Source organism: Vibrio sp. CUB2, assembly GCF_001557945.1.
In the GTDB taxonomy this organism is placed as follows: domain Bacteria; phylum Pseudomonadota; class Gammaproteobacteria; order Enterobacterales; family Vibrionaceae; genus Vibrio; species Vibrio owensii.
This window is the reverse complement of record NZ_LNRB01000008.1, coordinates 122,158-147,066: the sequence shown is the minus strand read 5'-3', so window position 1 is coordinate 147,066 and position 24,909 is coordinate 122,158. Positions and strand designations below refer to the sequence as shown.

Annotated in this window: 18 protein-coding genes; 6 read left to right on the top strand and 12 right to left on the bottom strand. The window is 46.6% G+C overall.

The features are described from left to right. Positions 1-63: 63 nt before the first annotated feature. Positions 64-1,902, bottom strand: coding sequence for an ABC transporter ATP-binding protein (locus ATB78_RS14670; RefSeq protein ID WP_061009038.1), 1,839 nt, complete (start codon positions 1,900-1,902; stop codon positions 64-66). A 405-nt stretch (positions 1,903-2,307) separates the two neighbouring features. Here ATB78_RS14670 and ATB78_RS14665 point away from each other — a divergent pair, with 405 nt between their 5' ends. After that, complete coding sequence (locus ATB78_RS14665) at positions 2,308-3,309, top strand: arginine deiminase-related protein (protein ID WP_061009037.1); 1,002 nt, start codon at positions 2,308-2,310, stop codon at positions 3,307-3,309. 387 nt (positions 3,310-3,696) lie between these two features. Then, complete coding sequence (locus ATB78_RS14660) at positions 3,697-7,716, top strand: Ig-like domain-containing protein (RefSeq protein WP_240537402.1); 4,020 nt, start codon at positions 3,697-3,699, stop codon at positions 7,714-7,716. Between the two features lie 699 nt (positions 7,717-8,415). On the opposite strand, the gene ATB78_RS14655 is transcribed toward ATB78_RS14660, so the two are convergent. The 4 genes from ATB78_RS14655 to ATB78_RS14640 form a co-directional block, all read right to left on the bottom strand. Next, complete coding sequence (locus tag ATB78_RS14655; protein WP_061009035.1) at positions 8,416-9,693, bottom strand: RidA family protein; 1,278 nt, start codon at positions 9,691-9,693, stop codon at positions 8,416-8,418. A gap of 143 nt (positions 9,694-9,836) precedes the next feature. Further along, complete coding sequence (gene argF / locus ATB78_RS14650) at positions 9,837-10,883, bottom strand: ornithine carbamoyltransferase (protein WP_061009034.1); 1,047 nt, start codon at positions 10,881-10,883, stop codon at positions 9,837-9,839. A gap of 75 nt (positions 10,884-10,958) precedes the next feature. Further along, positions 10,959-12,050, bottom strand: a complete 1,092-nt coding sequence (aguA, locus tag ATB78_RS14645) for an agmatine deiminase (RefSeq protein ID WP_061009033.1) — start codon at positions 12,048-12,050, stop codon at positions 10,959-10,961. Positions 12,051-12,065: 15 nt separating this feature from the next. Then, the gene (locus ATB78_RS14640) at positions 12,066-13,469 is read right to left on the bottom strand and encodes an APC family permease (protein ID WP_061009032.1); all 1,404 of its coding nucleotides are present in this window, start codon (positions 13,467-13,469) and stop codon (positions 12,066-12,068) included. A gap of 399 nt (positions 13,470-13,868) precedes the next feature. On the opposite strand from ATB78_RS14640, the gene arcC reads away from it, so the two are divergent. Next, positions 13,869-14,777 carry a carbamate kinase gene (gene arcC / locus ATB78_RS14635; RefSeq protein ID WP_061009031.1) on the top strand — a complete coding sequence of 303 codons (909 nt, stop codon included), beginning with the start codon at positions 13,869-13,871 and terminating at the stop codon, positions 14,775-14,777. Positions 14,778-14,903: 126 nt separating this feature from the next. Further along, positions 14,904-15,521, top strand: a complete 618-nt coding sequence (locus tag ATB78_RS14630) for a TetR/AcrR family transcriptional regulator (RefSeq protein ID WP_020194162.1) — start codon at positions 14,904-14,906, stop codon at positions 15,519-15,521. Positions 15,522-15,549: 28 nt separating this feature from the next. Here ATB78_RS14630 and ATB78_RS14625 read toward each other — a convergent pair whose 3' ends face one another. The 7 genes from ATB78_RS14625 to ATB78_RS14595 form a co-directional block, all read right to left on the bottom strand. Continuing rightward, positions 15,550-16,059 carry a YgjV family protein gene (locus ATB78_RS14625; protein ID WP_061009030.1) on the bottom strand — a complete coding sequence of 170 codons (510 nt, stop codon included), beginning with the start codon at positions 16,057-16,059 and terminating at the stop codon, positions 15,550-15,552. 127 nt (positions 16,060-16,186) lie between these two features. Next, positions 16,187-16,816, bottom strand: coding sequence for a bifunctional 4-hydroxy-2-oxoglutarate aldolase/2-dehydro-3-deoxy-phosphogluconate aldolase (locus ATB78_RS14620; RefSeq protein WP_005429019.1), 630 nt, complete (start codon positions 16,814-16,816; stop codon positions 16,187-16,189). Between the two features lie 9 nt (positions 16,817-16,825). Beyond that, entirely contained in the window at positions 16,826-17,803 is a 978-nt protein-coding gene (locus ATB78_RS14615) for a sugar kinase (protein ID WP_061009029.1), read from the bottom strand. Positions 17,804-17,806: 3 nt separating this feature from the next. Further along, positions 17,807-19,219 carry a glucuronate isomerase gene (gene uxaC, locus ATB78_RS14610; RefSeq protein WP_061009028.1) on the bottom strand — a complete coding sequence of 471 codons (1,413 nt, stop codon included), beginning with the start codon at positions 19,217-19,219 and terminating at the stop codon, positions 17,807-17,809. Positions 19,220-19,231: 12 nt separating this feature from the next. Further along, on the bottom strand, positions 19,232-20,695 hold the full coding sequence (locus ATB78_RS14605; RefSeq protein ID WP_061009027.1) for a fructuronate reductase: 1,464 nt from the start codon (positions 20,693-20,695) through the stop codon (positions 19,232-19,234). Between the two features lie 81 nt (positions 20,696-20,776). Next, positions 20,777-22,078, bottom strand: a complete 1,302-nt coding sequence (locus ATB78_RS14600) for a TRAP transporter large permease (protein ID WP_009706640.1) — start codon at positions 22,076-22,078, stop codon at positions 20,777-20,779. A 14-nt stretch (positions 22,079-22,092) separates the two neighbouring features. Then, complete coding sequence (locus tag ATB78_RS14595) at positions 22,093-22,605, bottom strand: TRAP transporter small permease (protein WP_009706639.1); 513 nt, start codon at positions 22,603-22,605, stop codon at positions 22,093-22,095. A 322-nt stretch (positions 22,606-22,927) separates the two neighbouring features. On the opposite strand from ATB78_RS14595, the gene ATB78_RS14590 reads away from it, so the two are divergent. Then, positions 22,928-23,911 (top strand): TRAP transporter substrate-binding protein, encoded by a 984-nt coding sequence (locus ATB78_RS14590; protein WP_061009026.1) that lies wholly within the window; start codon positions 22,928-22,930, stop codon positions 23,909-23,911. 107 nt (positions 23,912-24,018) lie between these two features. Continuing rightward, positions 24,019-24,810: an FCD domain-containing protein gene (locus tag ATB78_RS14585; protein WP_009706637.1), complete on the top strand. Its 792-nt coding sequence runs from the start codon at positions 24,019-24,021 to the stop codon at positions 24,808-24,810. Positions 24,811-24,909 lie beyond the last annotated feature (99 nt).

The window sequence follows — 24,909 nt, the reverse complement described above, 5'->3', positions numbered from 1 at the left end:
CTCGGTGGCTTAAACCGAATCGCCTTTGATTGTATTGCTTAGTGCAATGGGGCAGTAGAAAGATTAACTCTCCAACTCTTCCCCAAGGAAGCCACCTGTCTGGTGCGCCCATAGCTGAGCGTAAATGCCGTTGTTGGCAATAAGCTCTTTGTGTGTACCTTGTTCGACGATGTTGCCTTTATCAAGCACAATCAAACGATCCATTTGTGCAATGGTCGACAAACGGTGCGCGATGGCGATAACGGTTTTGCCTTGCATTAGCTCGTTCAAGCTTTCTTGAATGGCAGCTTCAACTTCTGAATCCAGTGCTGAAGTCGCTTCATCAAGTACCAGCAAAGGTGCGTCTTTTAGCAGCACGCGTGAAATTGCAATACGCTGGCGTTGACCACCAGACAGTTTCACACCGCGCTCACCCACTTGCGCATCGTAACCCACGTTGCCGAACGGGTCGGTTAGGGTTTCGATAAACTCGTGTGCGTGCGCTTGCTTAGTCGCTTTAATCAGGTCTTCTTCACTTGCATCTGGATTGCCATACAAGATATTGTCGCGGATTGAGCGGTGTAGCAAAGACGTATCTTGCGTCACCATACCAATATTCGAGCGCAGCGAGTCTTGCGTGACGCTCGAGATTTCCTGCCCATCAATCTTGATGCAGCCTTCTTCTACATCGTGGAAGCGCAATAACAAGTTCACTAAGGTGGATTTACCTGCGCCAGATCGTCCAACTAAGCCCACTTTCTCACCCGGTTTGATATTAAGGTCGAGGTTGTTAATCACGCCTTTTTTCTCACCATAATGGAAGCTAACGTTATCGAAGTGGATGCCGCCTTGAGAAACTTGCAGATCTTTCGCATCGGCTTTGTCTTTGATGTCGATAGGTTTAGACAGCGTTTTCATGCCATCTACTACAGTACCCAAGTTTTCGAATAGGGCCCCGACTTCCCACATGATCCACATCGACATACCGTTGATACGCAGAGCTAAGCTGACAGCAATCGCAATGGCACCAACGCTAATCGCGCTATCCAGCCACAAATAAATCGACAGCGCAGCCACTGAGAACACCAAGAGATAATTGGAGATCTCTACCGCTACGTCGAAGCCGGTCACCAAGCGCATTTGGCGATACACGGTATTCAAGAAGCCTTTCATGCCTTCTTCGGCGTACTCGGTTTCTCGTTTACTGTGCGAGAACAACTTCACGGTTTGAATGTTGGTGTAGCTGTCGACAATGCGCCCAGTCATGGTGGAGCGTGCATCGGCTTGCTCAGTAGCCACGGCCTTTAGTTTCGGAACAAAGTGGATCTGAATAGCGATGTACGCCATTAGCCAAACCAACATTGGGATCATCAAGCGCCAGTCAGCCGCCGCCAGCATCACGATAATACTGGTGAAGTAAACCAAGACATAAACAAACACGTCCATCGTCTTCATGACGGTTTCTCGCACCGCCAAAGAGGTTTGCATCACCTTGGTGGCGACACGCCCTGCAAAATCATCCTGATAGAAGTTCAGACTTTGATTAAGCAAGTAACGGTGTGCAAGCCAACGTACCGACATCGGGTAGTTACCCAGCAAAGTTTGGTGAATCAGCAACGAGTAAACCACCACTAAAACTGGCATGACAACCAGCAATAAAGAGCCGTAGAAAATAAGGTCCGCTTTGTTGTCTTGCAAAAAGGTTTCTGGATTGCTGGTGGATAGCCAATCAACCAACTGACCCATGGCACCAAACAGAGACACTTCTACGATTGCCACAATCGTCGACATGATCGACATGATGATCAGCGGTTTCTCAAAGCCACGCGTGTAATGGCGTAAGAAGGCGTAAATCCCAGTTGGGGGTTGGTCAGGCTGTGATTTGGGGAACGGCTCAGTAAAGCCTTCAAATCGTTTAAACATAACTCATCCTAAAGTTAAAACATTGCCACGTCAGAGAGTGAATTCATCAATTCTTTCTACCTTGGACGAGGTCGAAACACTGAACGTGGTGATAAGACATATTGAGGTCTGCTAGCCAGAAAAGCAGACAAATTACGTATGTGAGAGAGGCGAAAAAATAGTCTAACCGATTGCATTTTAAATGTAACTAGTTGGTTATAAAGAATTCACTTGTGCATTGTTCTTGAGATTGTCATTCACACGCCACAAAACCGTAAATCAGCACGGTGACAATAAAAAGTCGGGCAAAAAGAGTTTTTGTCAGAAATATTTACCTTTGGCTGATGAATTTATTATTAAAAACAGCAAAACCGAAGTTAACAATAAATTTACAATCTCATCATTCTAGTGAAAAGGAATGTTTGGATGCTATTACACGAATCAGTGCCTCAGAATGCACATGGAAAAGAAGAAAGCACGCAAAGTGCTCTGCGTCATACCGCAAATTGCGTTGTGATGGTGCCGCCGAAAGAGTTTCGCTTTAACGAAGAAACCGCGCAAGATAACGAGTTTCAACACCAAGTTTCTCTGACTCAAGAAGAGGTCTCACGTAACACCATGGCTGAATTTTCCGCGATGGTTGAAACATTGCGTAAAGAAGGCGTGCAAGTCGTTGAGTTTGATTACCCTCAATCGGATATTGCCACGCCAGATGCTGTGTTCCCGAATAACTGGTTTAGCACCACTCCAGAAGGCACTTTGTATACCTTCCCGATGGCGTGTGAAAACCGTCAGCATGAAGTTCGCCCAGATGCGCTGGTCGCCGCATTAGCAAAAGCGGGTCGTGAAGTGCATCAACAAGATTCATTAACCGAATACCTCGGAGAAGAAGCCTACCTAGAAAGCACAGGCGTGATGGTGTTCGACCACTTCAACAAAACCGTTTATGCCGCGCTTTCACAGCGTTGTGATCGTCTGGTGTTAGAAGATTATGCCAAGCGCATTGGTTACGATCGCGTGATTTCTTTCCAAACCCGTTTGCCTTCTGGCGCGCCGATTTACCACACTAACGTGATGATGGCGGTGGGTGAGCAGTTCTGCGTGATTTGTGATGAAGTGATCCCTGAGTTTGAGCGTCGCTTTGTGCTTAAATCATTGGCGAAAGATAAGCAGGTGATCTCGATTTCTCTTGAGCAGATGAACCAGTTCTGCGGCAACATCCTTCAGCTGGAAACGGTACGTGGCGATAAGGTTATTGCTATGTCTCAATCGGCTTACGATGCGTTCTCACCAGCACAAAAAAATCAACTGGCGACCCACGGCAAATTGCTGCCATTCGACGTTTCTACCATCGAATCGATCGGCGGTGGCTCTGTACGCTGCATGTTAGGCGAAGTGTTCTTACCAAGCCGCAAAGCCGTGCTATAAACCGCCCCTGAATTTCCCCCCCAAAAGCACCATGTTGAAAGATGTGGTGCTTTTTTATTTGTATCGCAGAAAATGCCCAAATGAATAGCAAAACACTTGTTTCATCCTAATGTGCTCTGAGTATGATTTTGCCCATACATCATGCAGGTGTATTATTTAGCTGCTATTTATGTGTATTGTGTTTCATATAAAAATAAAGGCTAGGTTATGGTTATGATCAACACGTGCAGAAGGGCGGGGTTGTATTGCCTGATGGGAGTGATGTCTTTGCTTGCCATCTCAGGCTGTAATGACTCTACCACTGAAACGACCACCTCATTAACGTCTCAAATCTCTCACCAACAAAGCTTGTCACTTAATGTCTCTAATCGAGTTGATGAGACCGAAATGTCTAATCTAGAACTGCTGTTTGTTTTCGATGTTGCCAATCAGAATGAGACGTTTACCGTTCGAGTACAAGATGTTCTAGGAAGAGAAGTGGCTGGTTTCGATCAGGGGGAAGCATTTCAAAGTAACGTTGTGGTAGTGCCTGAATCTGGCATTGTGCCATTCACATTCGATGTCGATAACGCCAGCGATGTGAATGGTGGTGTGGCTAAGATGACGGTGATTGTGAGAGGGGATGGTTTTTTCTCTAACTCTCAAGTGTTTGATCTGACCCAAACCAAGATGTCCGATAACTATTGGATTGAAATTGTTCCTAAGTCAGAAAAGGCTGAAGAGGCAACTACTTTTGCGGAAGAACGTGTTGACTTAGATGGTCACGTCACCAGTTCTCAGGTGGATGTCGCGACAGTTAGCAAAGATGACAGCACGGATGGAGGAAAAATCCTTGATGGCGCAACTGCCAAGTTATCGATTCCTGCTGGCACGGGGTTCATCGGTGAAGATGGGCAGCCTTTTACGCCTTTAGGAGAGGTTTCTGTTTCGATGATGCTGTTTTCAGCGGATCCAAAAGGCCTAGCTGATGATGAGAATAACCCGCTATACCTTTTCCCTGGTGGTTTATCACCAGATGGATTTGATGGTGAGCTCCCAAGCGATATTACCTCTCCTGACAGCGTGACCTTTATTTCTGCTGGTTTTGTTGCGATTGAGATTGGTGATGAGAGCGGCAACAAAGTGTCATCGTTTGATGGCGAAGGGGTTACCTTGGCATTTGAAGTTCCAAAATCCACGATAAATCCGCAAACAGGTGAACCACTATCTTTGGATGACGGCACGATTCCTATTTGGAGCTATACCGACTCTACGGGTAAATGGCGCTATGAAGGTGATGCCGTCATAGAGCAAGAAAACGAAAACACCTTTACCGTCTCGAAACCAATCACTCACCTCTCATACTACAATCTGGATTGGTATGGACAAGATCGTTGTCAACTTGATGTCGACGTTGTGGATGCGAATGGCGCCCCCAATAATCAAAAATTACGCCTTTCCTTCGCCAAAGCCGGCGGTGGTTGGGCTTACAAGCCTTCTGGGTGGGGCGATGACCCTGAAAAGTTAAACATCAATCGAGTGCCTGCCTTTGCTGGCCATTTTGATCTGCTCGACAGCCAAGGTAATAGCTTACTGGCGTCGATCGAAGTGGACGGTGAGGTAATTGAAGTAGCCGATGGTTCAGAAGGGCTCGATCTCGATGACTTTTGTTTTGGTGTATCGAGTGACTCCACTAAATCGTTCAAGGCGACCTTGAATATTGTAAACCCTCCTCGTATTGATATCGAAACAGGGCTGTCGTTAGTTTGCCCAATCGACGAAACGAAAACTCAGACAGTCGACTCCGGCTATTACTACTTATATTCCGGTTATTCTTATGAAAGTTCGGGTGAAGTAAATGGGGATAGCATTACGTTTTCCAACTTGGTTGAAGACGGGTTATATCGACTCTATTACTACGGTGGGCAGACTTGGGCACAAGTAGAATTTACCGCCAAAGCAGACACGACCACTATTTCACTTATGTCACTTCAATTGTGTGACAAAATTGACCAAGCCATTAAAACCCGCTTGGTATGTACCGACGACGATATGGCCGTCACGCGCTTTAAAGCCGCACCTGAAGCGTATTTTTGGATGTACAACCAAGACTATTCTCACTATTTATGGGGGAGAACAGACTCTGATGGTAACGCCACGCAAAGTGATGCGGTCGAGTCGATTGAATACATGGGCTCAGCCTATTCTTACTTTGAGAACCGTTATTACTGGGGTGAACGTACAACCGCCACGACGAGCGCCGATAATGCGATCACTTTTGATATTCAGTTACCAAGCTCCAATGAATATTGTCTTGCCGAATTACCGATTGATTACCTTCAAACGTTCGTTTTTGCTGAGAACACAGAAGCGCTGGCGGACGGTGTCGCTGAAATCATTATTACCGTTCAGGAGCGCGATGAGTTTGGTACGGCTCGTGAATCGAATTCAGGTGATCTTACCTTGAGTGCTGAACCTGCTGAAGAGGTCATGATTTCTGGGGTTACTTCGAATGGCGATGGTACTTATAGCGCCAAGGTGACGTCTACAAAAGCGCAAGAAGTCGTTATCTCCGGTAAGATTGATGACAATGCCTTAGGAGGCTCTGCGACAGTAGAGTTTATTCCTGTGTTAGATACCAACAGCGCTGACTTCTCACTTGATAAGAGTTCAGCAAGCGCAGATGGTGTTGACGTTATTACCGTGACCTTGCAGCTAAAAGACAAAGAGGGGGATGATTACACCAGTTCTGGCGGTGCAGTCGTTTTTGATACACCAAATGGGTTAACTAAGTTCGACAGCCAAGATAATGGCGATGGCTCTTATACTGTGAAGTACAAAAGCTCTACGTCAGGCTCCTACACAGTGGGAGCTTCGCTAGACGGCAGTAAATTTGCTGAATCCATTTCCTTTGAATTTACTCCAGTTCTTGACCTCAGCAACACTGAATTTACTCGTGATAAAAGTTCTGCGAATGCCGACGGATCCGATGTGATCACAGTAACCATTCAATTGAAAGATACGGAAGGTAACAACTACACAAGTTCAGGCGGCACTCTTCAGCTCTCATTACCAGCAGGCGTGAGTGTAGTTACTTCTCAAGATAATAGTGATGGTACTTATACTGTGAGTTTCTCTAGTTCGAGCTCCGGTACTAAATCAGCAGGAGTGTCGATTGGTGGCAACCAGTTATCCAGCTCTATTTCTTTGTCTTATGCTCAAGTCTTAAATCTATCTGCAGCAGCGTTCAGCCGTGATAAAGACTCCGCGAATGCAGATGGTAGTGACCAGATCACCGTAATGGTTCAGCTAAAAGACACCAATGGTGCTGACTATACATCGTCCGCGGGGGAGATTTCATTCTCTGTGCCTAGTGGGGTAACGGAAGTATCAAATACAGACAACGGTGATGGTTCGTATACTGCTGTCTTTACAACGGTGAACGCAGGTACTTATACCTGTGGTGCGAGAATAGGTAGCACTCAGTTGGCTAACGATGTTGAGCTCACTTTTAATGCCGTCATTGATTTATCGCAGTCGACATTGCAAGCCGATATCACCACTATTGCAGCAGATGGCAACAGCACTGCTCAGTTGACAGTCACGCTGAAAGACTACGCTGGTAATGCGTTTGTACCATCATCGAACGGTCCTGAGCTCACGATTACAGCGGGCCATGCTGATAAGACGGAATTAGTGAATACAGGCGATGGGGTGTATACAAGCAGTGTTAGCGCTAGCGTTGCTGGAGAGGTCACTGTTACCGCGACCTATGACTCTGGAACCATTGGTACATTAAACCTCACATTTGAGGCGGTAGCGCCAAGCGCTTCTCAGTCTACCATCACGAGTGATATTTCCACTTTTGGTGTGGGGGGCGCTCATAGTGCAGTTATCACGGTTGCTTTAAAGAAAGCTGATGGCAGTGCTTACACACAAAGCTACGGAGAGTTGGTGCTGAGTCCACAAGGTACGGGTTTAAGCTATGGCACCCCCGTAGATAATGGTGATGGTACATACACGGTGTCAGTTACTGCAGATACAGCAGGCAGTTATGTCGTGAGTGCAGCTGTTGGGGATCTCTCATTGAGTAATTCGTTGCCTTTAACGGTTACCCAAGTCGATGCTGCAGAAAGTGTTGTAACACCTACGGAGTTAAATGGTTCAGGTGATATCACAATCACGCTTAAAGATTCGAGTGGTACCGATTTAGGGCATGGAGGGCACGTAGTGACTGTTGACTCTTCTTCGGACGCATTCATATTCACAGCTGGGGGATTTGGCTCATTTAGTGATATTGTGGATAACAATGATGGAACCTACTCGGTTTCAGTGACATGTCTCAAATCAACCAATGGCAATAGTTTTAACATTGAAGTCCAAGCCGATAGTACTTTGGTTGGTAGTGTAGATGTAACCTGCCCGTAAATCTCAGACAATACAAAGAAAAATGCCACTCAACATAGAGTGGCATTTTTATGCTTCGTCGCTGTTTGATTTGTTTAATCTAAAGCGACCAATTCTTTCTCACGGGTGTTTTCGCCCACTTCATGACAGCAATGGTTGTGGTGATCCTCGTAGCCATCATACGCGCATTCGCCAATATTGTTTCTAGGACAGATAAGATAGTGACTTCTATCGATCAACTCTGTTTGACATATTGGACAGTACTTTTCCATAGCAACCTCCCACAACTAACGATTGAAAATTTCGTCCGTAGACACGAGTTCAAGGGTAATTTTAGACCCTAGATTATGACCGTGATGTGAAGGTTTTATGTGAGGAGAAGAGTGTGTTCTCTGTCTTGACAAAGCTCTGACAGAGGGCGGAGTGAGGGTTCTTCCCGCATTTTCATTAGAAGTCTGATTTCAAAAGAAAAGGGGAGATTTAAAGCGTCGCTTTATACTTGATGCTTTGCTGTATCACGCCATAATTTTGCAGCTTCTTTTAGAAGGCACATCACAAAGATATTTGTCTTCATTTCGCGCAAAATTGTTGGAGTATTTTGGCTGTTTATAGGTGCGCTTTGAAGTCTTGGGTTTTGGCAATATGTCTTGCAAACAAAACACGGGAAAAAAACAAGGTCAGCGGTTGGGCTGACCTTTTTTCTCGATAATTTTATGAGGCTCAGTAGCTAAGCTCTTCTTTTGGAAATGTGCCTTCACCATTAGAAACGATAGCGTCTATTTGGATAGAAGCGTCCATAAAGATTTCTGATACACCGATGACAGTGCGCGCTGGAAGTTCTTTATAAAAGTAGCTTGCTAAAACATCCTCCACGACTTGCAAGTCACTGATATCTTTGAGCTGAATATTCAGCTTCACGATGTCGTCCATTACATGGTGCACGCTTTTGATGATGGCTTTGATGTTGTCTAAGCATTGCATGGTTTGCTCGCCTATGTCATTGGCAATGACTTTGCCACTCGACGGATGGATTGGCAGTTGTGCAGAAACGTTATTGTAATGCGAGAAAGCGACAGTTTGAGTTGAGAACTTGCTGATTGGTGCCGCCTCTGTGTTGTGGGCGCGAATCACAATCCCATGTCGATCTTCAACGGCTTGTGGTGGCGTTCCGTCTCCATGAGAAACCGTCGCGTCTATTTGCACTAAGGCGTCCATTGGTAACCCCTCAGCTTTGATGATAGTACGAGCGGGCACGTAGGCAACGCTTCTTGCTATCGCTGAGTCTGGAAAAAATGTGCTGTAGACTTGATTGACAGCAAAGGCGTCGTCGAGACTTCTCAGATGGATATTGAGTTTAACAATGTCATCAAAAGGGACATCAATACTATTCAGTATGCTCTTGATGTTTTTCAAACATTGTCGAGTTTGCGCTTTGATCCCGCCCTCAGCAATATTGCCTGTTTCTGGTTCGATCGGCAGTTGGGCTGAAATGTGGTTGTAATGTGAGAACGCAACACTTTGGCTCGACAGCAAACTGGCTGGGGCTTTTACTGTGTTTCTTACCAGCTTGATCAGCTCGCAAGGTTCTTGAGGGTGTGTTCCTTCGCCGTTCGAAATCAGCGCGTCGATTTGAACTAAAGCGCCTTCCAAAGGCAGTGCAGCAACGGCAATTACGCTTCGAGTTGGAAGGTGGCTGATGAAGTATTGTTTATAAACTTCATCGACAGCATCCAGATCGGTCATAGATTTAAGATAAATCGTGATTTTAACGACGTCATTTAAGCTGTGCTCAATGCTATCCACGATTGACCTAATATTGCTTAAGCATTGCTTAGTTTGCTCTTTGATGCCTCCTTCCACTAACTTTTGGCTTTCTGGGTCAATCGGCAGTTGCGCTGAGATATTGTTGTAATGGGAGAAAGCCACTGATTGAGTTGAGCCGTCGTTGATTGGTGCATTTTCTGTATTTCTAGAGACTTTGATGATTTCGCCGTGCATTTCGAATGTTCTCCAATTCTGGCTGCTGTCGGAACGCTGTGGGTGTGTTCCTCCAGGCAATAGATAGCCAGACTAACCACGCGAAACAGAGGCAAGTCTGGCTATGTGTGCCGAATAAAAACGTTAGTTAGTGAATGAGATCGTTATAGGGTGCTGAGGAAGGTCAGGATTTTGTCTTCGTGACGCTTGATGGTTTCTTCGCTTGGCGTGATTGCATCTTTATGAGTGAAGTAAACCAAGATGGCCATTTGCGCCGTTAGGCGGTTCTCTGCTTCGTCGAATGCCACAGAGTATTCACTTTCTAGCGCACCGCGAGTGACTTCCTCTTTATCGTTCGCAGGTAAGCAGTGCAGAAGCATTGCACCTGGCTTCGCTTTTGCCATTAACTCTTCAGTGATCACGTAATCAGGCATGAAGGCAGCTAAGCGCTCTTCTTTCTCATCCATTTGAGTAACCCAGTAGAAGCTGTCGCCGTAGACCACATCACAATCGCTAATTCGCTCCACATCATCGGTGATCTCAATATGACCGCCAGACTCTTTGCAGAACGATTCTGCAAGCTCGACCCATTCTGGTTCCATGTGGTATCTAACCGGCCCAATTTGTTTAAAGCCCATGCCGTATTTCGCACAAGTTAGCATTAATGAACGGCATACATCGGTAGCGTCACCCATGAATGCCAACGTCAGTTCATTAAGCTGACGACCATCAGTGATGTGCTCGCGAATGGTAAATAAGTCAGCCAGCATTTGCGTTGGATGGAAACGGGTATCTAGGCCGTTGATAACCGGTACGGTAGACATGTTTAACAAACCATCTAGCGTTTCAGGGCTGTTAGTGCGAGCCATGATCACATCACACATGCGTGACAAAACACGTGAGGTATCATCAATCGATTCTTTGCCGCCAAGATGGATGTCTTTTGGCGATAGGAACAAAGCGTGACCACCAAGTAGCGTTGCGGCAACTTCAAATGAAACGCGTGTGCGAGTCGAGCCGGCTTCGAAAATCATCCCTACTGACTTTCCTTTGAACAGTTGTGGTACAGCATTGTCTTTACGCGCTTGTTTTAGGTAGCTCATCAATTCCATCATGTTGTCCATTTCTCGGACTGAGAAATCTTTCATAGACACCATATGCTCAATGTTTGCTTTGTGTAGGTCAGTTGCACTTGAAGAAGGTAATTTCATAATCATATTCCTATTTTCATTTGGGGCTTACCTAAGCTCGCCCCTTTTATTTTGAGTCGTTGGATTCGTATGGATTTAAACTTGAGGTACTTGTTGAGTAATGCAGTGGATATTTCCGCCACCGAGCAAAATCTCACGAGCAGGCACACCGTTTACTTCATAGCCAGGGTAGAGCTCCTCTAAGAGCGCAATCACCTCTGCGTCGTATCGCTTATCGAGTAGAGGTAGAACAATCTGGTTGTTCGTGATGAGATAGTTCGCGTATGAGGCGGCCAGACGCTCACCGGCTTCACGCTCCATCCCTTCGGCAATATCAATCCCTGCTGCTTCTTCTTTTGCCATGTACAAAGGACCTGGCATTGGCAGCTTATGGACTTTGATTTTTCGGTCTTTCGCGTCTCTTTGATTTGTTAGGCAGTCGTAGGCTTCGCGACTGATTTCGTACTGCGGATCAGTCGGGTCATCACACCAAGTCAAAACCACTTCTCCGGGTTTGACGATGTGGAGAATGTTATCGACGTGGCCATTGGTTTCGTCGTTGTATAAGCCACGAGGCAACCAAACTATTTTCTCCACATTAAGGTGCTCACGGAGAATTTTGCTCAGATCTTCCTTACTAAGATCTGGGTTACGGCTCTCGTCCAGTAGGCACTCTTCTGTGGTGTACAAGGTGCCTTCGCCATCGATGTGGATTGAGCCACCTTCAAGGATTATTGGCGCTCTGTAACGTGCATCAGCGGTAATTTCACACATTTTCTGAGCCACTTGATCATCGCGTTTCCATGGCCAGTACAGACCATCAACAAACCCACCCCAAGCATTAAACTCCCAGTCGACACCACGACGCTCACCGTTGTCATTTACGACATAGCTTGCGCCGATATCACGCATCCAAGAGTCATCGGTCGACACTTCTAAAACGCGAATATCATCAGGTAAGCGAGATACCGCATTGTCATATTGCTCAGCGCTTACCAGCATGGTGACAGGTGTGGTTTTGTTGATTTGCTTTGCGACGTCGGCAAACACTTTTTGCGCAGGCTTAGCACCGTTACGCCAGTTATCCGTGCGCTCTGGCCAAGCCATCCAAATTTCACTCTGAGGTTCGTGCTCACCAGGCATTCTGAACCCGTCTTGCTTTGGTGTGGTTTCTAATAGCTTTTTCATTGTCTATCTCCTGAACTAAGCCTCAGCTTTTTGTTTCATTTGTTGATTTTTGCGTTTCAAGGCACCGAGTAAGATCCACTCGCCAATTAAGATCGTGGTGATGACGCCGATTAATACCGGAGCGGTGTAGTTCCAATCGGCAACGGTTAGGTCAAGTGCTTCCGGGAAGATGAAGAGCACCACTGCTTGTAAAATCACGAAGAAGCACACAATGGACATCACAAACTGCAACCCTATGCCGCCAGGGACTTTAAATGGGCGTTCGCGTTCACCATCTACCAAGCGCAGCTTGAGATAAGCAGGGAACATGAACAGATAAGGCAATAAGAAAATGCAGCTTGAAAAGGCGAAGATGGACCAAAACAAATCGTCATTACCTTGAGCAAATAGGGCGTATGACAAGATCACCACGGTAGAAACAGTGCCAGTGATATTGTTCGCACCCACTGGGGATCCTTTGTCCGATACCTTTGCAACAGCGGCCGGTAGTTCGCCCTCTTGTGCTGCTTCAGCGGCGGCACGGCTTGCGCCCATTGTCCAACTCACCATGTTGCCGATGAGCGTTAATAGAGCGCAGACACCAAAGAAATACACCATGGCATTGCCCAGCGGACCATCACCAAACAGGGTCTTGAAGGTATCGATTAAGCCTGCAACCAAGCCGATGCTCTCTACAGGTAACGCCATCAGAATGCCAATGGTTCCAAAGATGTAGAGGAACGCAGTGATACCAATAGAAAGGAATACGGCTTTTGGCATATCGCGTACGTCTTTCATCTCTTTGGTCATAGTTGCAACCAATTCGAATCCCATTAGGTTGAATACAATGGCAGGAAGAAATGCCACCGCTGAATCAAGCGTAGGAACCATTGCTGCAAGCGTGAATTCATTCGCCACACCGTGCTTCATCGCATAGATAAAACCGCCTACACCCAATGTGCCGATCACCAAGATTTTTAGAATTGCACCGATGTTGGTGACCCAAACCCCAATGTCCGCTGAGACGTTACAGATCCAAACGGTAAGCCATGTGAGTGCAATACAAATCGCAATTTGTCCCCACAATGAAAGGTCGGGCATAAACAGCTCGGCGAACATACCTGCGAACATGATGTATACCGCAGGCATCCAGAGACCGACGTTGATCCAATAGAACCAAGTGGTACGAACTGCCCATTTAAAATTGAACGCCTCTTTTACCCAATCATAAATACCGCCGTCACCAGGGTAGGTCGTGCTTAATTCCGAGGTGATGAATCCATAGGGAATGACAAAAAAGATCAGCATTACGACCCACCACCCGATTGAGCTGACCCCGATACTGGCGGATGCCGTGAGTGTGTCGACCACCAGTACTGCACATAACGTAAATAGTGCAATACTCATGACCCCCATTTTTCCTTGAGTTTCGTTGCTCATTGTTTCGCTCCTTAACTACCGAATATGGCAATTATTAAAAGTGAAATTTATGTAACGAACCTTGATGCGAATTTAATATCGGCTTTGGAGAGGTTAATTGCGCTGGAAATTAAAAGAAGTTAGGCATTTTTAGAGGAAAAAAACGTAATTATCGAAATACTTGTTCTTGATCAATTTATGAAATTCAGATTTTTCTTACTTAGCTAAGCACAAAAATATATACGAGATCACATATCGAGTTTCAGTGTACTAATAATAATGAGTTCGTGATATCAATAAGGTTTTCTAAGCCAAAATATGGACAGGAATCGAATTGTGATTTTTATCTCCAATCCTTTGCTGTGAATTCATTACAGTGAATTGAGTCTATTCTGACGTCACTTATTTGGAGATTTAGATATGTCAAAACCTATTATTGTTGTGGCTGTTGGGGGGAACGCTCTATTGCAACGTGGAGAGGTGATGAGTTGTGAAAACCAACAGAAAAGTATCGCGCAAACCGCGAGTTCACTGGCTGAATTGAGTAAAAACTACCGTTTAGTCATTGTGCATGGTAATGGTCCTCAAGTCGGTCTGCTTTCTTTGCAGAATAATGCTTACAAAGACTGTCCTCCTTATCCTTTTGATGTTCTTGGAGCAGAGACGCAAGGCATGATTGGTTATTTGATACAGCAAGGTCTTAATGCTGCGATTGAAGACCGCTATACCACGACGATACTGACGCGAATTGTTGTCGATGAAAACGATCCTGCCGTTGCAGACCCCTCCAAGTTCATCGGTCCAGTTTATACCGAGGATCAAGCGAAACAACTTGCTGAGGCAAATCATTGGGTTGTGAAACCTGATGGTGCGCATTGGCGTCGTGTCGTCCCTTCTCCTAAACCACAAGAGATCTTAGAAATCAAAGCAATCAAAGACTTACTTGAAAAAGAACACCTGATTATTTGTGGTGGTGGTGGCGGTGCGCCAGTGATCGAAAAAGATGGGGCATATGTCGGTTTTGAAGCGGTTATTGATAAGGACATGACAGCGGCATTAATCGCAGAACAAATTGGGGCGGAGCATTTGTTGATTCTGACCGATGGCACCCACGTTTGTCTTAACTGGGGAACACCACAAGAGCAAAAGCTAGAGAATGTGACCATTGAGCAAATGAAGCAATATTCTTTCCCTGCAGGATCGATGGGACCAAAAGTTGATGCATGCTGCCAGTTTGTTGAAAAAACAGGACAAAGTGGTCATATCGGTGATTTATCTTTTGCGTTAGAAATCATTGAAGGGAAGTCTGGTACACATATACAAGCATAATATGCAAATAAGTTAATTCACAAATCAATAAGGTCGCATGTCAAAGTTACGGTCGCTTTTGGCGGACATTGATAGTGTGACCTTATATATTAGGTGTTAATTAAAATTTGGAAGGACAACATCACGATGCGAAAAGTTAGTACGGAAACAAAATTGTTGAAAATTAACGAAGCAGTTGTCCGCTTGATGGAAAGGCGAGAAGCGACAGATATTTCGATGTACGACGTTGCTAAAGAGTGCGGAATGGCAACGTCAACGGTTTATCATCATTATCCGAATATAGAAAACTTATTTCATAGTTTATTGGAGAATGTTTTTGTCGATTTCGATTTATTATTAAAGCAATGTGTTGATGAAGAACAAGTTCTACATTGGACCGATATTAATCGAATGATAGAAACCGCTTATGTGAATTACTACAATAACAATCCAATTGCCAAAAAGTTGATATTAGGGCGCCACACGTTTGCAGAGTTAGGTCATGCAGATACAGAACACGATCTTGAGCTAGGGCATCAAGTTGAGATGATTTATCGCCAGTTCTTCGACATTCCTCAGTTACCTCAACCGATTAATATTTTTGCTATATCCCTGCAAGTTGCCGACAAAATCTATTCTCTCTCTTACCGCAAATATGGCTACATCACCCCTGAACTGGCAAAAGAAGCCCTTCGTCTGTCCGAGTCTTATCTTCAACTCTACATTCCCCCTATTTGTCAGAAGGTTGATTTTCATTCGGCGTAAGTTGGTTAGCTCTTGTGAATTAGCATATTTAACAAGTTTCATTCTGATTCATCTTAGTTTGATACAAGCGATAGATGGTCAGTAAATTGGTGATGATAAATGTACTCTCGACCAATGAACCACCGATAGAGCCAAGCCAAATATTGTGGCTGACCCAACAGAAGGAATTAAACAAAATTAAGCTGCGTAGGGTGATGCCTTGTTTGGAAAAAAGCGCCCAAGTGGCGACGGATGATCCTATCACCGTGAGTAGCTCAAAAAAGTGAGTGATGTTTGGAAGGGTCATCAGCCACATCAGAGCAATGAAGAACCACATTACTTTACGTGATTGAGTTTTGATTGAGGCGAAACTGCGAATGCCATTAATGATCACACCAATGGTGGCGACGGTTGCGCCCATCAGGGTAAAGTGAATACCCATGATGAAACAAAACGCCATCATCTGATAGCGAAAGCGCATGTCGTCTTTTTGCCAGAATGCCATCACGCCAACCATAAACGCAATGCCACCAATGCCTTGTGCTAACCAGTTTTCCATTTGTTTCCCTAGAGTGTTGTATCTGGAGCCATGCTTTGAACGAATCAGCCCTCCACAAAGGGAGGGCTGGGCACTTTATCTAAACTGCTAAGGGGTTCCCCAAGAGTCTAAGATTACTTACCAATCATTACTCATTCACAAGTGCTACTGCTTCGCGAGTTAGGCGAGCAAGTTCTTCCCAGTTGCCCGCTTCGATCAGCTTCTTGTCTACCATCCACGTACCACCACATGCCAATACGCGCGGGATAGCTAAGTAATCTTTGATGTTCGCAGGGTTAATGCCACCAGTAGGCATCAGTTCAATGTCGGTGTATGGCGCGAGCAGTGATTTGACCATATTGATGCCGCCAGAAGCTTCGGCAGGGAAGAACTTCAAGGTGGTTAATCCCATTTCCAGTGCGGCTTCAACTGTGCTTGGGTTGTTCACACCCGGTACGATATCAATCCCGATTTCTTGGCACGCTTTAACGGTATTTGGGTTAAAGCCAGGCGATACGATAAAGGTTGCGCCTGCTTCTTTTGCAGCAATTGCTTGCTCGCGGTTTAGTACCGTACCTGCGCCAATCAGCATGTCTGGCTGGGTTTCACGCAGTAGACGAATCGCTTCTGCAGCCGCTGCTGAACGGAAGGTGATTTCAGCCGCTGGTAATCCGTTTTCTGCCAGTACTTTACCCAGTGGGATAATGTCTTCTGCTTTATCAATGGCGATAACTGGGATGACTTTCAGAGCTTTCAATTGTTCTTTAATGCTAGACATGAATGTTCCTTAAACGACGCCAAGCGCCGGTTGTGTGAATGCTTTGGGAATGATGGCACCGCGATGTTGAATCACAGCACCTGCTAGGGCGTTGCCTCTTTGACATGAAGTCGCGAGATCGGCGCCAGCAAGGTAAGCCGATAAAAAGCCACCATTGAATGAGTCGCCCGCCGATGTGGTGTCCACCACTTGAGCGATAGGTTGGGTTGGCACGGCTTGTGGAGCCAGAGCCGCGCTCGAACCCTGATTTGTTGAGTCTTGAACTAAGCAGCCATCTGCGCCGAGCTTGACGATGCATTTGCCCACGCCAAGAGAGGCAAGGCGTTCAATGGTTTGCTCTGGTGCTTCGTCACCCCAGATCAATTGCTCATCATCGAAAGTCACCAAGGCAACGTCCGTCAGTTGATACATGGCTTGGTAAACGTTTTTGACGGTTTGATTATCGTCTTGAGGCCATAGTGCTGGGCGGAAGTTACTATCAAACGCGATTTCAACGCCCTGGGCTTTCAGTTCGACCAATAAGTTGAGCAGTGAAATTCGGTCTTCTTCTGGCAAGATGGCCAAAGAGATACCGCTGAGAAACACCGCATCCACTTGAGTTAATGCTTGCTTAACCAGACCAAAGTTAGGATGTTGAAGTAAGTAACGCGCAGCTGATTGGTTACGCCAATATAAAAATGTACGTTCGCCTTGGTCATCAAGCTGAATCAAGTACAAACCCGGCGTGCGAGTCTCATCGCGCAGCACTAAGTCTGTTGATACGCCTTCGTCTTCCCAGCGAGTCAGCATGCCCGTACTGATTGGGTCATTGCCAAGTGCTGTAACGTAAGAAACTTTAACTTCATCAGGCTTGCTATTGGCTTCGCAGCCGCGGCTCAAATAAACCGCAGCGTTGAGCGTATCCCCACCAAATGTTTGATGCATTGAGCCGAACGGTTTGCCATTCAGCTCAATCATACATTCACCAATAATGGCGATGTGCTTCATTGGTTACGCCCTCTCTTCAAAGTAGCGTTTTGCGTTACCAAAACAGATGTCTTCGACCATAGGGCCAAGCAACGATAGGTCATTTGGAACTTCGCCGTTCTCTGCCCAACGACCAATCATGTCACACAAGATGCGGCGGAAGTATTCGTGGCGAGTGTAAGACAAGAAGCTGCGCGAGTCGGTTAACATGCCGACGAATTGGCTGAGCAAACCAAGTTGAGAAAGCTGTTCCATTTGGCGTTGCATACCGTCTTTCTGATCGTTGAACCACCAACCCGAGCCAAACTGCACTTTGCCCGCGATGCCGCCACCTTGGAAGTTACCAATCATGGTCGCCATCATTTCGTTATCGCGAGGGTTCAAACAGTAAAGAATGGTGCGAGGCAGCTCGTTAGTTTGGTCCATTTCATCCAATAGATGTGCCAGTTCAAAAGCAAATGGGCGATCGCCAATCGAGTCAAAGCCAGCATCAGCGCCTAGTAGTTGGAACATGCGCGTGCTGTTGTTGCGCTGTGCGCCAATATGAAGCTGCATTACCCAGCCCAACTGCGCGTAGCGTTTGCCGAGCCACACTTGAACCGCGGTAGAGAACTGCGCACATTCAAGCTCTGACAGTACTTCGCCACTCAAACGACGAGCCAGCAACGCATCTAAATCAGCCTCGCTTGGGATCGGTGCGTAACGGACGATCTCAATGCCGTGGTCTGCCGCACGACAACCACGTGCATCGAAGTGTGCCAAACGTTTATCAAGCGCACTCAATAAATCATCAAAGCGGCGAATTTCAATGTCTGCTACTTCGCCCAGTTTGTGCATGTAATCCGCAAAGACGTCCAATTCAATCTTGAACGCTTTATCCGGACGCCAGCTCGGCAGCACTTTAACGTTAAAGGTGTCGTCTTCTGCGATTGCTTTGTGGTGTTCTAGTGAATCGATAGGATCATCGGTCGTGCCTGCCATTACGACGTTCATTTGCTGCATGATGCCGCGAGCTGTGAACTCAGGTGTCGCCAGTAACTCATTACATTGGTGCCAAATTTGGTCAGCGGTGTCTGGGCTAAACAGCGTATTGGTAATGCCGAATGGGCGACGCAGTTCTAGGTGCGTCCAGTGGTAAAGCGGGTTGCCCAAGGTTTGAGGAACCGTCTTTGCCCACGCCATGTATTTGTCGTAATCGCTCGCATCACCCGTAATCAAACGCTCTTCAATGCCTGCCGAGCGCATACCACGCCATTTATAGTGATCGCCTTCAAGCCAGATTTGACCCAAGTTATCGAACTGACGATTTTGCGCCACTTCCGCTGGGTTTAGGTGGCAGTGGTAATCATAAATTGGCTGGTGGAACGCATGCTCATGGTACAAGCGACGTGCAGTTTCGTTTGAGAGTAAAAAGTCTTCACACAGGAAATTCTTCATCGTTAACTCCTATTACAACGCAGCGACAGTGGCACGAGCACCGTTATCGATTAGCGATTGGTAAGCACTGCTCACCGCATCTATCACTTGTGGGTTTTGACCAAGCTCTGCAGGGAAGATGGCTTCAACAGCGAGCAACGCAGACACAACAGAAACGTTCAAGCCGTGTTGGTCGCAGGTCTGACGTAGTGTCTCTGCCATTGGATCGCGAACATCAATGTCGTTGCCTTGCTCGTCCACGCCGGATACGTAGCGCATCCAACCTGCAATCGCTGTTGCTAACCAAGAGAAGTTAGAACCTTGAGCAAGATGGAATCGTAAGCTGCCGCCCATGCGTTGTGGGATCTTCTGGCTGCCATCCATCGCGATTTGCCATGTTTTGTGTTTCAAGCTTGGGTTAGTGAAGCGCTCGATAAGCAGCTTGGCGTAGCCTTCTAAATCAGTGCCTTCTGGCATGGTTAGCGAAGGGGCTTGCGCTTGCATCATCATGTCGAATGCCGCTTTGCGGTAGCCTTCATCTGTCATGGTGTCAGAGATGTGCGCGTAACCACCAAGGTAGCCTAGGTAGGCTAAGAACGAGTGGCTACCATTTAGCATGCGAAGCTTCATTTCTTCGTAAGGCACAACGTCAGCAACAAATTCTGCGCCAGCCACGTTCCAATCCGGGCGACCTGCCACGAAGTTATCCTCGATAACCCATTGGCGGAATGGTTCACAAGCGATACCACATGGATCTTCACAGCCAAGTAGCTCAGCGATTTCGGTCAGTGTCTCTTCGGTTGCTGCTGGCACAATGCGGTCAACCATGGTGCAAGGGAAGGTAACGTTGGTTTCAATCCAGTCGCGCAATTCTGGGTCAAGCAATTGAGCGAACTCAAGTACCGCTGCTTTTGCTACGTGACCGTTCTCTTGCACGTTATCGCAAGACATCACGGTAAATGGCGTTAGGCCGCGTTCACGGCGTATCTTCAGTGCTTGCACGATGTAACCCAGTGCTGACTTTGGTTCAGTTGGGTTGGCAAGGTCAGCAATGACTAGCGGGTTGTTTTTATCAAGCGTGCCCGTCGCTGGGTCGGCGCAGTAGCCTTTCTCGGTAATCGTCATTGAAACGATCGCCACTTGTGGCTCTGCCATTTTTTCTAACACCGCTTGAATGCTGTCGAGGCTTGGGTGGAGTGATTCGGTGACTGAACCAATCACTTTTACCTCAGTCGATTCTGCGCCTTTCTCTGCCACAGTGTAGAGGTGGTCTTGCGCGCGCAGCGATTGAATTAAGTCTTCACCACCAAATAGGTTGATTTCGCAAATGCCCCAGTCAGAGCCCGTTTTGCTCAACATTTCATTGGTGAATAGAGCTTGGTGCGCACGGTGGAAAGCACCGAAACCAAGGTGAACAATACGGCTTTTAAGTGTTGAGCGGTCGTAGTCCGGAAGCAGAACGTGGTCATTCAGAGTGGAGTTCGAAATAGTCTTCATTTTGGTATCCCTTTTCCCGCAGGCGAACCTGCGGGATGGTGTATTTTAATAATGCGTAATCTAAAACTTATAACCAAGCGCTTAGTAGCCAAGAACAAGGTTAGGCAAGAACAGGCTTAGCTGAGGAATAAAGGTTACGGCCATTAGGGCTGCAATCAGTGCAACGTAGAATGGAAGTAGAGGCTTAATCACTTTGTCGATGGCAACGTTCGCCACAGAACAACCGATGAACAACGCGCTACCTACTGGTGGGGTACAGATACCGATAGCCAAGTTGAAGGTCATCATGATGCCGAAGTGTACAGGGTCAATACCCATATCCAGTGCGATTGGCAGGAAGATAGGCGTAAAGATCAGTACCGCTGGTGTCATGTCCATGAAGATACCGACAATCAGCAGAATGACGTTGATGATAAGTAGAATCATCATTGGGTTGTCAGAGATAGCAAGTAGGGCATCTGCAATCATGTAAGGAATATCGGCGTTCGCCATCGCCCAAGACATGCCCATTGATGCGCCAACCAGTAGCAATACGATAGAAGTGGTCACCGCAGACTCTAGGATGATCTTTGGAATGTCACGCCATTTCACTTCGCGGTAAATCAACACCGCTAGCACAAAGGTATAAACCACCGCGATAGCTGAGGCTTCTGTTGCCGTAAAGATACCGCCAATGATGCCACCCATGATGATCACAATCAGTGCCAAAGATGGGGCTGCTTTCAAGAAGGTATTCCAAACCATAGCCAGAGAAGGGCGTGCTGCCACTGGGTAGCCACGGCGTTTTGCAATGATACCTGCTACCACCATGATGCTTAGCCCCATCAAGATGCCAGGAATGTAACCCGCTAGGAACAGTGCCGCGATAGACGTACCACCTGATACCAATGAGAACACGATCAGTGTGTTACTTGGTGGAATCAACAAACCAGACGGGCAAGAAGTGATGTTCACTGCTGCAGAGAAGTTTTCATCGTAGCCATCTTTCTTTTGCAGAGGAGACATGGTGCCGCCCACCGCTGCTGCAGACGCTACCGCAGAGCCAGAAATCGAACCAAACATCATGTTCGCCATTACGTTCACGTGTGCAAGTGAACCAGGAAGGCGGCCACCAAGCACTTTTGCAAAGTTGATAAGACGCAGCGCGATACCACCTTGGTTCATGATGTTACCCGCCAAGATAAAGAACGGGATTGCCAGTAGAGCAAAGTTATCAAGGCCTGCCGCCATACGCTGCGCGACAACGGCGATCGCAGGTTCTAGCGGTAAGCTCATTAAAATAGTGGCTAGCGATGACAAACCGATAGCGAAAGAAACTGGTACGCCAATCGTCAATAAGACCGCGAAGCTACCGAATAGGGTGAGAATTAATTGCCATTCCATTGTGGAACCCTCGATTAATCAAGTTGTGTGTCGGTGAGTAGGGCTTCACCAGACGTCAATTGTTTTACACGGTCGAAAGCAAATACCGCAGAGTAGAAGATCATCAGTGCGCCACTGATTGGTAGGCAGAAGTAGATGTAGCCCATTTCCAAGCCAAGCGCTGGTGTTAACTGGCCAGTTGCCAGTGTTTTCAGTGCGAGTTGTGTACCGCCGTGAACCAACACCACGTAAGAGAACAGTGCGATGGCAATTTGGATGACGATTTCATTGATGAGTTTGCGCTTGCCTTGCAGCTTCATTGTTAGCAAGTCGATAGCAAGGTGGCGTTTAAGACCAGTGGTGTATGCCGCGCCAATTAACGCAACCCACATAAAGAGATAGCGAGCAAGTTCGTCAGTAACGGTGCTTGGTTTGCCAATCACATAGCGTGATAACACTTGCCAGACTACGCAAATGACGAGGAAGGTCGAGAGAGAGACCGTAAAGGCGGCCAGCCCCCTGTTGATGTATTTGACCAATTTATTCATTTTTATTTCCTTTAAGTAAATACGCGTACCTCATAACAACTGGTTAACCAATGTAAGAAGTTGTTTCTGTGTAGGGCAGTAACATACGCTAATCTTTCTGGTCGGATTATAAGTTAGCCGATTTGGTTGTCACGTGAGCAGGTTCACAATTGGATTGGTTGACCAATTTAAGGGTTGTGATTGTGATTTTGGTCAATCAATTTGCATTTTTGTTTTGACGATAGGTTTTTTGATCGCCAATAATGGCCTCGAAACAAGAAATACCGTTAAAAAATTAAAACTACCCTACATATTGGACAACCAATCCAAGGAGAATAGAACAATGATGACGCGTAAGACTCTTTTAAGCGCTGTAGTCGGTGCTGCAATGACCTTCGGCGCCACCGCTTCTGCTTATGCTGCGACCACTTTGAAGCTGAGTCACAACCACCCTCGTGACCATGCCGTGCATAAAGCAATGGACTTTATGGCAAAAGAAGTTCGTGAAATGACAGACGGTGAAGTTCGTATCCGCATTTACCCTGATGCACAGCTAGGTACACAGCGTGAATCGATGGAGCTAATGCAAAACGGCGCTCTAGATATGGTGAAGAGCAACGCAGCAGAATTGGAAGCTTTCTCCCCAGCTTACGCAGCATTCAACATGCCTTACTTGTTCCGCGATAAAGACCACTACTACAAAGTGACAGACGGTGAAGTAGGTCGTGAAATCCTGAATTCTTCAGCGGACAGCGGCTTTATTGGTGTGACTTACTACGATGCGGGTGCGCGTAGCTTCTACACCAACAAACCAATTAATACACCGGAAGATCTAAAAGGTCTGAAAGTGCGCGTACAGCCAAGCCCATCAGCGATTGCGATGGTAAAAGCGTTAGGTGGTAACCCAACACCATTGGCATACGGTGAGCTATACACGGCATTGCAACAAGGCGTGGTCGATGCGGCGGAAAATAACATCCCATCGTTCAGCTTGAGCCGTCACAGTGAAGTATCGAAGTACTTCAGCTTAGATGAGCACACTATGGTTCCGGATGTTTTGGTTATCTCAACGAAGACTTACGACAAGCTAACGCCTGAGCAGCAAAAAGCACTGATGAAAGCAGCGGCAGACTCTTCGGAATACATGAAGAAGCTATGGGCTGAGTCTGAAGCGAAAGAGCGCGCGAAAGCAGAGAAGATGGGCGTGACTTTTGTAGAGCCAAATAAAGCGGCATTTGCTGAAGCGGTTCAACCAATGTATGCAGACCTAGAAAAGACAAATCCTGAATTAAATGAATTGGTTGAGAAAATTAAAGCCGTTCAATAATTCACAATTTAATTAGTACGAAACAATCGAAAACAAGGTGTTACCACATTCTGGTACATAGAGGTTGACCAATTGTTATTGGTCGTTATGATGGCGTGAGAAGTTAGATGGAATATAGTGATAATATCATCATGATGCCTTTTGAACCGAAAAGACCGTATCAAGAAACCGGTCTAGTCCTAAGACAAGAGTTAATCAACGGCCTGTACAAGGTTGGTGATAGGTTGCCGCCTGAGCGCGATATCGCAGAACGTCTCGACGTTAGCCGCACAGTAGTGCGTGAAGCGATCATCATGCTTGAGCTGGAAAACCTTGTCGAAGTGAAGAAAGGTTCTGGGGTATATGTCATCAATATTCCATCTCAACCGAACTCCCGTGAAAACGTGATCAGCGATGATGCCGGTCCGTTTGAAATGCTCCAAGCTCGCCAGTTGCTTGAAAGTAACATTGCGGAATTTGCAGCGATGCAAGTAACGCCAGGCGACATCGTGAAAATGCGTGCAGCACTTGAGTTAGAACGAGAAGAACTCGCCAGTGGCACCGCAGACTGCAACGGTGATGAGAAGTTTCACATGTGCATTGCAGAGGCAACTCAAAACTCTGTGCTGGTGGACATGCTGAAGCAATCTTGGGAGCGACGCGAGAGCAGCCCAATGTGGAAGAAACTTCATTCCCACATTGCTGGTCAAGACTACCGTGAAGAGTGGTTAGACGATCACGCCAAAATCCTTGCCGCATTGCAGCGCAAAGATCCAATCGCTGCAAAAAATGCCATGTGGCAACACCTTGAAAACGTTAAACAGCGCCTGTTGGAGCTGTCTGACATCGATGACCCAAATTTTGATGGTTACTTATTCAGTTCCAACCCTGTTGTTCTGCAGGGCGCTGAAAACGGTTAACCACATTGCCGGCTTCGGTCGGCTCTAGTCAGCGCAGCAGCATTATCGTGGCTGCATATTAAGAAGTCGTTGTGCACTTAGTTTGAATAATTCGAGCGG

Coding starts and splice junctions, on each gene's coding strand:
- uxaC (WP_061009028.1), bottom strand. CDS start 19,219: ATGAAGAATTTCCTGTGTGAAGACTTTTTACTCTCAAACGAAACTGCA.
- ATB78_RS14595 (WP_009706639.1), bottom strand. CDS start 22,605: ATGAATAAATTGGTCAAATACATCAACAGGGGGCTGGCCGCCTTTACG.
- ATB78_RS14620 (WP_005429019.1), bottom strand. CDS start 16,816: ATGTCTAGCATTAAAGAACAATTGAAAGCTCTGAAAGTCATCCCAGTT.
- ATB78_RS14625 (WP_061009030.1), bottom strand. CDS start 16,059: ATGGAAAACTGGTTAGCACAAGGCATTGGTGGCATTGCGTTTATGGTT.
- aguA (WP_061009033.1), bottom strand. CDS start 12,050: ATGAAAAAGCTATTAGAAACCACACCAAAGCAAGACGGGTTCAGAATG.
- ATB78_RS14660 (WP_240537402.1), top strand. CDS start 3,697: ATGTCTAATCTAGAACTGCTGTTTGTTTTCGATGTTGCCAATCAGAAT.
- ATB78_RS14630 (WP_020194162.1), top strand. CDS start 14,904: ATGCGAAAAGTTAGTACGGAAACAAAATTGTTGAAAATTAACGAAGCA.
- ATB78_RS14640 (WP_061009032.1), bottom strand. CDS start 13,469: ATGAGCAACGAAACTCAAGGAAAAATGGGGGTCATGAGTATTGCACTA.
- ATB78_RS14655 (WP_061009035.1), bottom strand. CDS start 9,693: ATGCACGGCGAAATCATCAAAGTCTCTAGAAATACAGAAAATGCACCA.
- arcC (WP_061009031.1), top strand. CDS start 13,869: ATGTCAAAACCTATTATTGTTGTGGCTGTTGGGGGGAACGCTCTATTG.
- ATB78_RS14665 (WP_061009037.1), top strand. CDS start 2,308: ATGCTATTACACGAATCAGTGCCTCAGAATGCACATGGAAAAGAAGAA.
- ATB78_RS14605 (WP_061009027.1), bottom strand. CDS start 20,695: ATGAAGACTATTTCGAACTCCACTCTGAATGACCACGTTCTGCTTCCG.
- ATB78_RS14590 (WP_061009026.1), top strand. CDS start 22,928: ATGATGACGCGTAAGACTCTTTTAAGCGCTGTAGTCGGTGCTGCAATG.
- ATB78_RS14600 (WP_009706640.1), bottom strand. CDS start 22,078: ATGGAATGGCAATTAATTCTCACCCTATTCGGTAGCTTCGCGGTCTTA.
- ATB78_RS14670 (WP_061009038.1), bottom strand. CDS start 1,902: ATGTTTAAACGATTTGAAGGCTTTACTGAGCCGTTCCCCAAATCACAG.
- ATB78_RS14615 (WP_061009029.1), bottom strand. CDS start 17,803: ATGAAGCACATCGCCATTATTGGTGAATGTATGATTGAGCTGAATGGC.
- argF (WP_061009034.1), bottom strand. CDS start 10,883: ATGAAATTACCTTCTTCAAGTGCAACTGACCTACACAAAGCAAACATT.
- ATB78_RS14585 (WP_009706637.1), top strand. CDS start 24,019: ATGGAATATAGTGATAATATCATCATGATGCCTTTTGAACCGAAAAGA.